The organism is Acrocarpospora sp. B8E8 (assembly GCF_039871605.1).
Lineage (GTDB): Bacteria > Actinomycetota > Actinomycetes > Streptosporangiales > Streptosporangiaceae > Acrocarpospora > Acrocarpospora macrocephala.
The window spans coordinates 81,353-94,718 of sequence record NZ_JBDPLV010000001.1 but is presented as its reverse complement, the minus strand read 5'-3'; the positions used below and the strand labels follow the sequence as shown (position 1 = coordinate 94,718).

The 13,366-nt window shown below is 69.8% G+C and carries 14 protein-coding genes; 6 read left to right on the top strand and 8 right to left on the bottom strand.

What is annotated here, in order from left to right:
- Positions 1-58 precede the first annotated feature (58 nt).
- The 4 genes from rpsO (at position 59) to dapB (ending at position 5,067) form a co-directional block, all read left to right on the top strand.
- Complete coding sequence (gene rpsO / locus ABGB08_RS00400; protein ID WP_155351923.1) at positions 59-328, top strand: 30S ribosomal protein S15; 270 nt, start codon at positions 59-61, stop codon at positions 326-328.
- Positions 329-625: 297 nt separating this feature from the next.
- Positions 626-2,944 (top strand): polyribonucleotide nucleotidyltransferase, encoded by a 2,319-nt coding sequence (locus ABGB08_RS00395; protein WP_347584368.1) that lies wholly within the window; start codon positions 626-628, stop codon positions 2,942-2,944.
- Positions 2,945-2,949: 5 nt separating this feature from the next.
- Positions 2,950-4,263 carry a pitrilysin family protein gene (locus ABGB08_RS00390; protein ID WP_347585808.1) on the top strand — a complete coding sequence of 438 codons (1,314 nt, stop codon included), beginning with the start codon at positions 2,950-2,952 and terminating at the stop codon, positions 4,261-4,263.
- A 66-nt stretch (positions 4,264-4,329) separates the two neighbouring features.
- Entirely contained in the window at positions 4,330-5,067 is a 738-nt protein-coding gene (gene dapB, locus ABGB08_RS00385) for a 4-hydroxy-tetrahydrodipicolinate reductase (protein WP_347584367.1), read from the top strand.
- Here the strand turns inward: dapB and ABGB08_RS00380 are convergent.
- The 3 genes from ABGB08_RS00380 to ABGB08_RS00370 form a co-directional block, all read right to left on the bottom strand.
- Complete coding sequence (locus tag ABGB08_RS00380) at positions 5,064-5,936, bottom strand: 1,4-dihydroxy-2-naphthoate polyprenyltransferase (RefSeq protein WP_347584366.1); 873 nt, start codon at positions 5,934-5,936, stop codon at positions 5,064-5,066. The genes dapB and ABGB08_RS00380 overlap by 4 nt on opposite strands.
- Positions 5,937-5,945: 9 nt before the next feature.
- Entirely contained in the window at positions 5,946-6,551 is a 606-nt protein-coding gene (locus ABGB08_RS00375; RefSeq protein ID WP_155351919.1) for a GNAT family N-acetyltransferase, read from the bottom strand.
- 267 nt (positions 6,552-6,818) lie between these two features.
- Positions 6,819-7,364 carry a CGNR zinc finger domain-containing protein gene (locus ABGB08_RS00370; RefSeq protein WP_347584365.1) on the bottom strand — a complete coding sequence of 182 codons (546 nt, stop codon included), beginning with the start codon at positions 7,362-7,364 and terminating at the stop codon, positions 6,819-6,821.
- 102 nt (positions 7,365-7,466) lie between these two features.
- On the opposite strand from ABGB08_RS00370, the gene ABGB08_RS00365 reads away from it, so the two are divergent.
- Positions 7,467-7,592 (top strand): hypothetical protein, encoded by a 126-nt coding sequence (locus ABGB08_RS00365; protein ID WP_347584364.1) that lies wholly within the window; start codon positions 7,467-7,469, stop codon positions 7,590-7,592.
- Between the two features lie 239 nt (positions 7,593-7,831).
- Here the strand turns inward: ABGB08_RS00365 and ABGB08_RS00360 are convergent, their stop codons facing one another.
- Positions 7,832-9,226 (bottom strand): PLP-dependent aminotransferase family protein, encoded by a 1,395-nt coding sequence (locus ABGB08_RS00360; protein WP_347584363.1) that lies wholly within the window; start codon positions 9,224-9,226, stop codon positions 7,832-7,834.
- A gap of 79 nt (positions 9,227-9,305) precedes the next feature.
- Between ABGB08_RS00360 and ABGB08_RS00355 the strand changes: the two genes are divergently transcribed.
- Complete coding sequence (locus tag ABGB08_RS00355; RefSeq protein ID WP_347584362.1) at positions 9,306-10,235, top strand: DMT family transporter; 930 nt, start codon at positions 9,306-9,308, stop codon at positions 10,233-10,235.
- Here the strand turns inward: ABGB08_RS00355 and ABGB08_RS00350 are convergent.
- The 4 genes from ABGB08_RS00350 to ABGB08_RS00335 form a co-directional block, all read right to left on the bottom strand.
- The gene (locus ABGB08_RS00350) at positions 10,147-10,656 is read right to left on the bottom strand and encodes a GntR family transcriptional regulator (RefSeq protein WP_347584361.1); all 510 of its coding nucleotides are present in this window, start codon (positions 10,654-10,656) and stop codon (positions 10,147-10,149) included. The two genes, ABGB08_RS00355 and ABGB08_RS00350, sit on opposite strands and share 89 nt — an antisense overlap.
- A 37-nt stretch (positions 10,657-10,693) precedes the next feature.
- Complete coding sequence (locus tag ABGB08_RS00345; RefSeq protein WP_246269268.1) at positions 10,694-11,170, bottom strand: GntR family transcriptional regulator; 477 nt, start codon at positions 11,168-11,170, stop codon at positions 10,694-10,696.
- Positions 11,171-11,336: 166 nt separating this feature from the next.
- A complete protein-coding gene (radC, locus tag ABGB08_RS00340; RefSeq protein ID WP_347584360.1) occupies positions 11,337-11,993 on the bottom strand; it encodes a DNA repair protein RadC in 657 nt (218 codons plus the stop codon).
- A 640-nt stretch (positions 11,994-12,633) separates the two neighbouring features.
- On the bottom strand, positions 12,634-13,338 hold the full coding sequence (locus ABGB08_RS00335) for a GntR family transcriptional regulator (RefSeq protein WP_347584359.1): 705 nt from the start codon (positions 13,336-13,338) through the stop codon (positions 12,634-12,636).
- Positions 13,339-13,366: the final 28 nt, after the last annotated feature.

Here is a 13,366-nt window from a genome sequence, read left to right as displayed (position 1 = left end):
CACGGTCGTTCGCGGGCTTGGAAAATCGTTCCGCGTGCCTCCCAAAGAAGGAGTTGGAGTGTCGCTCGACACCGCCACCACGAAGGCCATCATCACCGAATACGGCACCGCCGAAGGGGACACCGGTTCCCCTGAGGTCCAGATCGCGCTGCTGAGCCGGCGCATCAGCGACCTGACCGAGCACCTGAAGACGCACAAGCACGACCACCACAGCCGCCGCGGCCTGCTCCTGCTGGTCGGCCGCCGCCGCCGCCTGCTCAAGTACCTGCAGGCCAAGGACATCACGCGGTACCGTACGCTGATCGAGCGGCTGGGTCTGCGCCGATAGCGCGCGAGGAGCGGCGAGCCTTCGCCGCTCCTTTCTCATCTGCGGGCAAACTGCAGACAAACTAAATAGCCGAAAGGGAGAGACGGCCGGGAGGTCGTCTCGACCCCGAGAACCAGTGCCCCGCGTCCGCAAGCAAGCACATACACGCGCGATCCCGCGGCGTGAGAGGGCCGGTCCTCGGTAGTGGCCCCCGGTCATGGTGAACCGGGCGCTTCGATCGAAGACCGGCACTGCACCAACGGGGAGCCGGCGCATAACACACGGACGTGGGGTGACCGACCTTAAAGGAGGTCCCCCGTGGAGGGTGTCCACAGCACGGAAGCCGTTATCGACAACGGCTCTTTCGGCGCGCGCAGGATCCGGTTCGAGACCGGGCGGCTCGCGCGCCAGGCGGCGGGTTCCGCCGTCGTCTACCTGGACGACGAGACCATGGTCCTGTCCGCGACCACGGCGTCCAAGAATCCCAAGGAGAACCTCGACTTCTTCCCGCTGACGGTGGATGTCGAGGAGCGGATGTACGCGGCGGGCCGCATTCCGGGCTCGTTCTTCCGGCGTGAGGGCCGGCCGTCCGAGGACGCGATCCTCACCTGCCGCCTGATCGACCGGCCGCTGCGCCCGTCCTTCGTCAAGGGCCTGCGCAACGAGATCCAGGTCGTGGCGACGATCATGTCGCTCAACCCCGACCACCTCTACGACGTGGTCGCCATCAACGCGGCCAGCCTGTCCACCCAGCTCGCCGGGCTGCCGTTCTCCGGCCCTATCGGCGGCGTACGGGTGGCGCTGATCACCGGCCAGTGGGTGGCCTTCCCCACCCACACCGAGCTGGAGGGCGCGACCTTCGACATGGTCGTGGCCGGCCGGGTGCTCGCCGACGGCGACGTCGCGATCATGATGGTCGAGGCCGAGTCCACCAGGGACACGCTGAAGCTGGTCGCCGAGGGCGCGGTCGCGCCCACCGAGGAGACCATCGCCCAGGGCCTGGAGGCGGCCAAGCCGTTCATCAAGGTGCTGTGCGAGGCGCAGGCCAAGGTGGCGCAGGTCGCCGCCAAGGAGACCGCCGAGTACCCGATCTTCCTGGACTACCAGGACGACGCCCTGCAGGCGGTCGAGAACGCGGTCCGCAGCGAGCTCGCCGCGGCCCTCACCATCGCCGCCAAGCAGGACCGCGAGAGCGAGATCGACCGGGTCAAGGCGCTGGCCGGGGAGAAGCTGCTGGCCGACTTCGAAGGCCGGGAGAAGGAGATCTCCGCCGCCTTCCGCAGCCTCACCAAGAAGCTCATGCGGGAGCGCGTGATCAGCGAGGGCATCCGGATCGACGGGCGTGGCCCGAAGGACATCCGGCAGCTCAACGCCGAGGTCCACGTGGTGCCGCGGGTGCACGGCTCGGCCCTGTTCGAGCGCGGGGAGACCCAGATCCTGGGCATTACCACGCTGAACATGCTCCGGATGGAGCAGATGATCGACACGCTCAATCCCGAGCGGACCAAGCGGTACATGCACAACTACAACTTCCCGCCGTACTCGACCGGCGAGACCGGCCGGGTGGGTTCGCCCAAGCGGCGCGAGATCGGGCACGGCGCGCTGGCTGAGCGGGCGCTCATCCCTGTGCTGCCCACCCGCGAGGAGTTTCCGTACGCGATCCGCCAGGTGTCGGAGGCGCTCGGCTCCAACGGCTCCACTTCGATGGGCTCGGTCTGCGCGTCCACGATGGCGCTGCTGGACGCGGGCGTGCCGCTGAAGGAGATGGTCGCGGGCATCGCGATGGGTCTCATCGGCGAGGGCGACCAGTTCATCACGCTGACCGACATCCTCGGCGCCGAGGACGCCATGGGCGACATGGACTTCAAGGTCGCCGGCACCAAGGACGTCATCACCGCGCTGCAGCTGGACACCAAGCTCGACGGCATCCCGGCCTCGGTGCTGGCGGCCGCGCTCAAGCAGGCCCGCGGGGCTCGCCTGGCCATCCTGGACGTCATGCAGGAGGCCATCGACTCCCCGGCCGAGATGAACCCGACCGCGCCGCGGATCATCACGATCAAGGTCCCGGTGGACAAGATCGGCGAAGTCATCGGCCCCAAGGGCAAGATGATCAACCAGATCCAGGACGACACCGGCGCCGAGATCACCATCGAGGACGACGGCACCATCTACATCGGCGCCACCGACGGCCCGGCGGCCGAGGCGGCGCGCAGCGCGATCAACGCGATCGCCAACCCGCACATGCCGGAGGTCGGCGAGCGTTACCTGGGCACGGTCGTCAAGATCGCCGCCTTCGGCGCGTTCGTCTCGCTGATGCCCGGCAAGGACGGCCTGCTGCACGTCTCCCAGATTCGCAAGCTGCACGGCGGCAAGCGGATCGAGAACGTCGAGGACGTGATGGGCGTCGGCGAGAAGATCCAGGTGGAGATCGCCGAGATCGACGCGCGCGGCAAGCTGTCCCTGGTTCCGGTCGAGGTCGTGGAGAAGGAGGCCGCCGACCGGGCCGCCCGCGCCGAAGCCGGCGAGCCCGAGCCCGAGCCCGCGTCCGAGCCCCGCGAGTCCCGGGACGACCGGCCCCGCGACGACCGGCCGCGCCGCAGCCGCACCCGTGGCGGGCGGGACGAGCGCAACTCGTGAGCGTGATGACTGCCACCAGCACGTTGTTCCCCGGGAAGGACGGTGCGGGCGTCGTCCGCCGCACCGTCCTGCCCGGCGGGCTCCGGGTGGTGACCGAGACCATGCCGACCGTGCGCAGCGTCGCGGTCGGCGCCTGGGTGGGCATCGGGTCGCGGGATGAGGCCCCCGAGCACATGGGGGCCACCCACTTCCTGGAGCACCTGCTCTTCAAGGGCACTGCGACCAGGGACGCGATGGAGATCTCCGCCTCCATCGAGGGCATCGGCGGCGAGATCAACGCCTTCACCGCCAAGGAATACACCTGCTACTACGCGCGGGTCCTGGACGAGGACCTGCCGCTGGCCATCGACGTGCTGGCCGACGTGGTGACCTCCTCGCTGATCAGCGACGCGGACGTGGAGTCCGAGCGTGGCGTGATCCTGGAGGAGATCGCCATGCACGACGACGACCCCTCCGACGTGGTGCACGAGGCCTTCTCCGCGCAGTTGTACGGCGACACGCCCATCGGCCGCCCGATCCTCGGCAACGAGACCTCCATCAACGCGCTCACCCGCGCCCGGATCCACGAGTACTACCAGCGCTTCTACCTGCCCTCGCACACCGTCATCTCGGTGGCGGGGAACGTGTCGCACGAGCGGGTGGTCGAGCTGGTGGCGGCCGCCTACGAGCGGGCGGGCGCGCTCAGCGGCCTGGGCGAGCCCATCCCGCCCCGGCTGGGCGGCCCCGGCGTCGCCGAACGCTCCGGCGTGCGCGTCGTCGACCGCCCCACCGAGCAGGCCAACCTGGTCCTCGGCACCACCGGCGTCAGCCGCACCGACGACCGCCGCTTCGCCCTCGGCGTGCTCAACGCGGCCCTCGGCGGCGGCATGTCCTCCCGCCTGTTCCAGGAGATCCGGGAGAAGCGCGGCCTGGCCTACAGCGCCTACAGCTACACCTCGCAGTACGCGGACACCGGCCAGTTCGGCATCTACGTCGGCTGCCTCCCCTCCAAGATCGACGACGTCCTCAAGATCTGCCGTGACGAGGTCGCCCGGGTCGTCGCCGACGGCCTCACCGAGGAGGAGATCGCCCGCGGCAAGGGCCAGATGCGCGGCGGCCTGGTGCTGGGCCTGGAGGACACCGGCTCCCGCATGTCCAGAATCGGCAAGAGCGAACTCGTCTACGACCAGCTCATGTCCGTCGACGAGGTCCTCACCCGAATCGACACGGTCACCCCCGACGACATCGCCTCGGTAGCCAGAACCATCCTCAACCGCCCCATGACCCTGGCCGTGATCGGCCCGTATGGGGACAAGGACTTCGGTTACGCGATCGCCTAGATTCGAGGCCCGCGGGTGCGCGGGCCTCGAATGCGTTGTCACTGCGCCGGGCGATAGCCTTGCGGTGTGATTCGTGTTGGGGTGCTTGGGGCGCGTGGGCGGGTTGGGGTGGAAGTGTGCAAGGCCGTACACGCGGCTGAGGACATGGAGCTCGTGGCGGCCGTTGACAAGGATGATTCGCTGGAGTCGCTGGCTCCGGCTGAGGTCGTGGTGGACTTCACGCATCCTGATGTGGTGATGGGCAACCTGGAGTGGTGTGTCTCGCGGGGGATTCACGCGGTCGTCGGGACCACGGGGTTTGATCCGGGGCGGCTGGAGCGGGTGCGGGAGATGGTCGCGCGGCATCCGGGGACCAATGTGCTGATCGCGCCCAACTTCGGGATCGCGGCCGTGCTGATGATGCATTTCGCGCAGCAGGCGGCGAAATACTTCGAGTCCGTCGAGATCGTGGAGTTGCACCATCCGCAGAAGGCCGACGCGCCGTCGGGAACGGCTCGGCGGACGGCGGAGCTGGTGGCCGAGGCTCGGCGCAAGGCCGGGGTGGGGCCCTCGCCCGACGCGACCACGCAGGAGATCGACGGAGCCCGCGGCGCGGACGTCGAAGGCATCCGGGTGCACGCGGTGCGCATCTCCGCGCTGATCGCCCACCAGGAGGTCATTCTCGGCGGCGGGGGCGAAACCCTGACGATCCGCCACGACACCATGAACCGCGCGTCGTTCGTGCCTGGCGCCCTCCTCGGCGTACGGAGAATCCGTGACGTTCCCGGATTGACCTACGGCCTGGAAGCCCTCCTCGACCTCTAGGGAAGGGCCAGCCCGAGGGCGAAGAGCACCCCGAACACCAGCTGCAGGCGGCCGGTCTGCTGCAGCGTGGCGATCAGGGCCGGACCGATGGCGCCCTCGCGGACGGCCTTGACGGGGGCGATGGCGAGGAAGCCGGAGAGCAGGACCAGCGCCGTGAAGGGCGCGGCCGGGATCAGGCCGAGGATCACGCCGTAGGGGAGCAGCAGGCACGCGATGTAGAGGGCGCGCGTGCGCTGGTCGCCCAGAAGCACGGCGAGCGTGCGCTTCCCCGCCGGGGTGTCGGTAGTGATGTCACGCAGGTTGTTGACCACCAGGAGCGCGCAGGCCAGCAGGCCGACCGGCACCGCCGCGACGACGGCGAGCCAGGACAGCTGCTCCACCTGGACGTAGGTGGTTCCGGCGACCGCGACCAGCCCGAAGAAGACGAAGACCGACAGCTCACCGAGCGCGCGGTAGCCGTACGGCCGGGAGCCGCCCGTGTAGAACCACGCGGCCAGGATGCAGAGCGCGCCGACGGCGAGCAGCCACCAGGCCCGGGTGGCGATCACCAGAACGAGACCGGCCACAGCGGCGGCCAGGAAGCAGCCGAGGGCCGCTTTGAGGACCTGAGAAGCGGTGGCCGCGCCAGACCCGACCAGGCGCATCGGGCCCACCCGATCGGTGTCGGTGCCCTTCACGCCATCGCTGTGATCGTTGGCATAGTTCACGCCGATCTGCAGCGCCAGCGCCACCACCAGCGCGAGCAACGCCCGCCACCAGACCCACCCACCCGCCTGAACCGCCACCCCGGTTCCCACGGCGACCGGAACGACGGCGGCGGGCAGGGTGCGCGGGCGCGCACCGGCCAGCCATTGTGCGGGGGTTGCCACAGAAAATCCTCAGCTGATGTCGGTGCCGAGCCGGATCATCCGGATCGGGCGGCCCATGTCGAGCACCCGCTCGGCCATGTCCTCACCCCACCCGGCCGACTCCAGGAACCCGAGCATCGGATGATTGTCGGCGAAGACCCAGGTCACGACCGCGCTGTAGCCGTCCTCACGCAGATGGTCGACCGTCGCGTTGAGCAACCGGCTGCCGTGCCCGCGCCGGATGTGGTTGGGATCGACGAGTAGGGTCAGCAGCTCGGCAGTGGTGGCCGGATGCAGGTCGGGATCCTCGGCGGGCCCGTGCGAGGCCAGCCCGACCACCCGGTCGGAGGCCCGCTCATGCGACGGCGGGGCGAGAATGCCGCCAGGCCCGAGAGCGCTCCAGTGGTCGGTGTCCATCACGACCCGCTCGACCGCGACCAGGACCCGGTGGCGGGGGCTCGGCGGGGACAGGATGGCCTCGTCCCACTGGCGCCGCCACATCTTCTCTGCGGCGGCTCCGGTCATCTGTTCCAGCGGGCCGGGTGGGAGGAACTCCCGGTAGCCCTGCTTCCACGCCCGAATCTGGGTGCTCGTCACCGCGTCGACGTCTTCGAGACGGGCAGGTCTAACACCCATTGGGCCGGCTCCTTTCTGTGCCTTTGACATCCTCCCTGGCGTGAACGCCCGGGATTCCCCACGTCGCCATGGGGTCCTTACTGCTTCTGCCACGCCGCGTGAGCGTCGTAGGTTGCGGGCGGTGCCAAGGTCGGAATTGCCTCACCTGGTCTTACCCACTCTCCACAGTCGTTTTGGGTGTCCGCCAGCCCGGCGGCCACCATGTCCACATTCATCCCCACCCTGAAGGATGGGGCCTTCTGCTGCTTCTCGGTAACACCGTACTGGTCAGGAGGGCCTCGCCGAACCTTCCGCCTGGCGTCGTGCCCGATATGTTCTGGTTTTCGTCCGATTCCCGCACACGCGCATCGAGCACCATGAGCGGGAACGGTTCTTGGACGAATCGATGAACGCCCACTGGCACGTACCCTCGACGCACACTTTAAGGCGTGGCCAGCTTCCGTCGGCATGAGTGGCGGAGATCAGTGCGGCGATTTTGGCGAGGCCGCCCGGGACTCCGGTCAGGCTCGGCGCCAGGCCCGGCACGCCCTGGACCAGGGTCACGTGCAGCGGAAGCGCCGCCAGGGCCCACGCGAGCTCGGGTGGGGCGTCAGCCATCACCGCGTCGTGATTGTGGCGCAGCGTGACCCTCAGCCCTTCCCGCAGCCGTACGGCGACGGCCAGGTCCCGGTCGACGGCGCGCGCGGCCGGATCGATCAGGCCGCGCTCCCGCAGCCACACCGTCAGCTCGGCCGGCGTGGCCAGATCGTCCATCCCTCCTTCGACGTCGTAGGTGTTCACGAAGTCGCGGAGCAGCTCAGCCGGAGCGGACATGTGCGGGATCACCTCGAAACCACTGTACGGGAGTTGCAGGTTGTGGAATATTCGACACCGGTATAACGCTTTTACTGGTGTCTATCTTCCTCAGGAGGAGTCATGCACGTCAGCTACCTGGCCTACCTGGCCTACGAGCAGAAGAAGCGGCGCACCCGTCTGGCCCGCCTGCTCAACGACGACATCCCCACCGCCGAACAGGCCCCCAAACGCGTCCGCAGGTTCTAGCCAGGACCTAGGGCGTTCACGCCTGAGAGAATGGCTTTCCCTATTTGTGGTTGTGCTGTTGCTCTTGGTGATGCGGTGACGGGATTGAACGCACCCGGCTTACCGGGGAACGGCTCCATGATCTGTTATCGGCACCGCGATACGCGGCATGGCCTGCTATGCCGGGCAGTGAGTCACGCTGCCGTACGCGGCCTGAATCGTCGAAGCCATCGACGGCGAGGAGCTGTAAGCTCGGTTGGTTACGGCCGAGAAGCTGACAATGTGGACGCCAGGCGAATGACGCCTTCGGTGAGTTCAGCGTGGTCGGCGGGGGCCATGTGGGTGAGCCGGATCCGGGGGCCCGGCGGTTCCGCGGGGTAGTAGATCCGGCCGGGACTGACCAGGACCCCCGCCCGGTGCGCCCGCTCCGCCAGTGCCGCTTCGTCGGTCTCGTCCGGAAGGCGTACCCACAGGTGCAGGCCCCCGGGCGGGACCAGAGGGACTTCGGCGGCGGGCAGGTGGCGGGCGAGGGCCGCGAGCAGCAGGCGCTGGCGCTCGCCGATCTCCCGGCGCACCGTGGCGAGGTGGCGGCGCCAGCCGGGCGCGGTGACGAACTCCAGCGCGGTCTCCTGCAGCGGCCTGGCCACGAAGAACGACTCCACCACCTGGCTGGCCCGCAGCCGCCGCGCCGCGGGCCCGCGCGCGATCAGCGCCGCCACCCGCAGGCTGGGCGCCGAGATCTTGCTCAACGACAGCACGTGCACGACCGTGCCGTGCTCGTCCATGCTCACCAGCGCCGGCGGCGGCGCACTCGTCCCCAGATAGCGCGAAAAATCATCTTCGATGATGAACGCTCCGGCCGCCCGCGCCACGGCCAGCACCTGCTCCCGCCGCTCCCGCGTCAGCGTCGCGCCGGTCGGATTGTGCAGCGTCGGCTGGCAGTAGAACACCCGCGCCCCCGTCACCGCGAACGCCTCCGCCAGCAACTCCGGCCGCACCCCATCCTCATCGACCGGTACGGCGACCGCCCGCAACCCCGCCATCTTCGCCGTCGCCAGCGCCCCCGGATACGTCGGCGTCTCCACCAGCACCGGCTCCCCGGGCGCGGCCAGCGCCCGGAAGGCATGGCTGAGCGCGGCCTGCCCGCCGCTGACCACCAGCACGTCGTTCCGCGCGGCCCCCACCTCGGCCGCGAACCAGCGCCGCAGCTCCGGCAGCCCGCTCAGCGGCGGCAGCGCCCACGCGTCGGGCCCGCGCACCGCCCTGGCCGCCGCGGCCGACAGCTCCCGCACCGGCCGCAGCGCCGCGTTGAGATAGCCCCCGGTCAGCGGAATCACCCCGTCGCCCGGTTCGGCCAGCAGTCCGGCCACCCCCGTGTCGTCCACCACCCGATCCCCCAGCGCGACCGTCTGCCACGACGAGTCCGCCCGCGAGGACTCCGGGCGCCCGGGAGCCGCGAACGCGCCGCTCCCCGGCCGGGTGATGACTCGCCCCTCCGCGGTCAACCGCGCGATGGCCCGCGAAACGGTCACCGGGCTGACTCCCAATTCGCGCACCAGCTCCCGGCTGGATCGCAGCTTTGCCCCAGGCCCCAGCCGCTGGGCTTCCGCCCGCAGGAGGTCGGCCACTTTGGCGATACTGCTATCCTCATTCATGAGAGAACAGAATAGCGCTATCGATCGTTATCCAGTAGCGCTCACTCCGCGAGTCCGGGCCGGGGCCTGGCGGGGGACGATGCTCGCGGCACTCGGCGTGCTGGCCTTCTCGATGACGTTTCCGGGGACCGTGTTCGCGATGCGCGGGTTCGATCCCTATCTGGTGGCGATCGGGCGCGCGGTGCTCGCGGCCTTGTGCGCGGTCGCCTGCCTGCTGGTGGCCCGGGTCCCGCTGCTGCCACCCCGGCGCCACCTCCGTGCGTACGTCCTGACCTCGGCCACCGTGGTCTTCGGCTTTCCCGTGTTCAGTGGCCTCGCGTTGCACAGCGGCGCGAGCACGGCGCATTCGGCCGTGGTGATCGGGCTGCTTCCGGCGGCGACGGCGGCGTTCGCCGTGCTGCGCGCGGGGGAGCGGCCGCGGCCGATGTTCTGGGTGGCCTGCGGGCTGGGCGCGGTGTCGATCACGGTGTTCACCCTCAGCCAGGGCGGCGGGCGGTTCTCGGCGGCCGACCTGCTGCTGGTGCTGGCCCTGCTGTCGGCCGGGTTCGGCTACACCGAGGGCGCCAGGCTGGCGCGGGAGACTCCGGGCTGGCGCGTCATCTCGTATGCGCTGGTGGTCGCGGCCCCCGTATCCGTCCCGGTGACGATCGTGCTGGCCGTGACCACCGAGCTCCGGCCGTCCGTGGCGGCCCTGGCCGGGTTCGCCTGGGTGGGCGTGATCTCGATGTTCCTCGGGTTCGTGCCCTGGTACGCGGGTCTGGCCATGGGCGGCATCGCCAGGGCGGGCCAGACCCAGCTCGCGCAGCCCCTGCTCACGCTGCTGTGGGCCTGGCTCCTGCTGGCGGAGGACTTCGGCCCCGCCACCATCCTGGCCGCCCTGGCCGTGCTGGTGTGCGTGGCCGCCACTCAGCGCGCCCGGATCACGGCGACGGAGGCGCCGCCGGCTGGGGCGCCGGCGCCGGCCAGTGTTCCGGTGGTGACGCGAACGTCCCCCGATACGGCACGGTGAAGACCCAGCCCTCGGTCCGGAGCAGGGCGATGGCCTGGCGGATGGTGGCCTTGGCGACCCCGTGCTCCAGCATGAGCGTGCGCTCGCTGGGGATCGGGCGGTTCGCCCCGATCTCGCCGGATCTGATGGTGGCCGCGACCTCGTCGGCGATCTGGCGGTAGAGCGGCGCCAGGTATGGAGGGCGGGGGGTGTCGGGGGACCCGACGAAGGAGCCTTCGCCGGGAACGGTATGGATGAGTTCGCGGTCGCGGAGTTCGCGGTGCACCCGGCGGGCCGTCATCTGCGCGACGCCGAAGTCGCGCTTCAGTTCGGTCTCGCTGGGCACCGGTTCTCCCGGGGTCAGCTCCCCGTTGACGATGCGTTCTCCCACGATGTCGGCAATCTGCCGGTAAAGCGGTATGTGGCCGTCTCTATCGAGCATGCTCGTATCATAGACGTATCCATACGGTTGAGGGGCGCTATTTTGGCCACTTCTCCTTCTCGTTGGCATAGGTCCCGCGATGCGGCACGGTGAAGACCCAGCCTTGCTCGCGTAGCCGCTGGACGGCCTGGCGGGCGGTGACCTTGGAGACACCGTACTGGTCGATCAGGCCCTGCTCGCTGGGGATCGGGCGATTCGGCGGGAGTTCGCCGCTGCGGATGCGTTCCGCCACCTCTGCGGCGATCTCCTGGTAGCGCGGGATCTTACGCTGGCCGCGCGGCGAACCGGGCTGCCCGACGAACGTGCCCTCACCTTGCACGGTGAAGGCCAGGCCCTGCTCCCTGAGCTCCCTGGCGACCCGGCGGGCGGTCGTCCTGGCGATGCGGTATTCCTCGACGAGGTCGGCCTCGCTCGGGATCGGGCTGCCTTCCGGCAGGTCGCCGCTGCGGATGCGCGCCGCGATGGCATCCGCGATCTGCTTGTAAACGGGGTTCGGCCCCTCACGATCGAGCACAGACAGATCGTAGCCAAAAGCGGACATGCAGCCACAAACTAGACACCTGATCTTGCGTCTGTAAACATGTTCAATACGTATGGAGACATTGCGATGTCGTAGAGTGAGTCGCTAACTTGATCTGCGGGAGTGTTCAGGCGGGTATCGACCCGCCTGACTTGTGCGCTCACGCGTCGATGCGCCGCCAGGCCGTGTCGGTGACGACGAGGTGATCGAGCAGGCGGAGGCCGACGGTCTCGGCGGCGAGATGGAGGTGGGTGGTGACGGCGAGGTCGGACGGGCTCGGGTCCAGCGAGCCGCTCGGATGGTTGTGGGCGAGGCCGAAAGCGGCGCCGCCCGAGGTGAGAACGGTGGTGATGATGTCGCGGATCGGGGCCGGTGTGTGGTCGCTGCCGCCCTCGCTCACGACGGCGCGGCGCAGGATGTTCCCGCCGGCGTCGCAGACGACCACGACCAGGCGTTCCCTGGCGTGGCCGTGGAGCAGGGGCGCGACCGCGTGGGCCAGATCGGAGGAGGAGGTCACCCGGACCCGCTCCGGCTGGGTCTGGGCGCGTCTGACCAGGTGGAAAGCGGCGGAGATGCGAGCCGCCTTGGCCGGGCCGACCCCCGGCACCGCCAGCAGCCGGTGGGCCTCGGCGCGGGCCAGCTCGCCCAGGTCGCCGCAGTGCTGGATCACCCGGGAGGCCAGCTCGACCGCGCTCACCCCCCGGCAGCCCGACCCGAGCAGCAGCGCGAGCAGCTCGCGGTCCGCGAGCGCCACCGCTCCCGACGCCAGCAGCCGCTCTCTGGGCTGGTCGGCTACCGGCATGTCCTTGACGCGCATCTCCACCCCCGGCTCAGTGACCCACCCCCGTTGTACCAGCCCCCACCGACGTTCCCCCCGCCCCATCACGACCCCACCACCCGCCCTCCCCGCGGCTCCCCCACGGGGACCGGCGCGCCGGCTCCCACCTCCTGCCCCCACGTCCGGACGGTGGCGCCACGCGATCCCCCGCCTGCTCCGCCGCCGCCGCAGCCTCCGCCCACCACCCCAGCGCTTCCGCCCCGTCATCCGCCCCCCGGCGCCCCGCGCCCGCGACCGCTCAGTCCGCCGCTCCCGCCGCACCCACACCCGCGGCCCCGGCCCCCGCCCAAGCCCCGGCGAACCACGACCCGACCCTCTCACGGGGGTACGGCTATGCCCGCTCGCCCTCAACCCCATCCGAACCTCTGCACAACGGCGCTTTCCAAGTCCGCATACCGGTCTTGCGCAGAAGGACTTGGCGAAGACGGCCCGCACGCACTTCAGCCCTGCACACCTTGTGGTGGTTTGCGCGCAATCTGGCCGGGAGCGTGAACGCGTCGTCTGCGTGGGTCCTGTGCGGGTGGGTTTTGCGCGCGTTGGTGCGGGACTGGGCTTCGCGTATGGGGGTTGCGCGTGTCTAAGTTCTGCGCGGGGAGGTTCGGGGGGTTGGGTGTGGTGGTCAGGAGGGGATGGGGAGGCTGTAGACCAGGCGGAACTGGTCGCAGGGGATGACGATGTCGCTGGTTTCGACTGGGCGGTCGCCGGACCAGTGGGTGCGTTCGATGTGGAGGACGTGCACGCCGGCGGGGAGGTCGAGGACGTCGCTCTCGGCGGGCTGGGGGACGCGGCTGGAGACGTGTTCGATCACTTCGGTGATTTTCATGCCGAGTGCGGACAGGCGGCCGGTCACGTTGCTCACGTCCTCGCCGCTGTCGCCGAGGCCGGTCGGTTCGTACGACGTGGCCAGTTGTACGGGTTTTCCGTCGCCGCGATAGACGAAGCGGGTCTTGGTGATCGGGGCCGCGATGTCGAGGTGGAGGCGGGCCGCGATGTCGGGGGTGGCCTCCGCGGGTTCGGTTTGCCAGTCCCAGGTGGCGCGGCGCCCTTGAGCCTGCATGTCGGCGGAGAAAGGGGCCTGGCCCCGGTGCAGGGGGAGCAGGGTCGGCTGTTGTCTGACCCGGTGGCCGGAGCCGACGCGACCAATGATCAGCCCTTCCTGGGCCAGCACCCGGAGCGCGTGGCGGGCCGCGGTCTCGCCTACGCCGTATTTGCGGGTGATCTGATGCCGGGACGGGATCGGGGCTCCCGGCGGCAGGGTGCCGTCGGCGATCTGTCGGCGGAGGTCCTCAACGACGCGCAGGTAAACCGGATCGGAGTTGGCCATCCATCCATCCCTCGGATTGTGAAGCGTT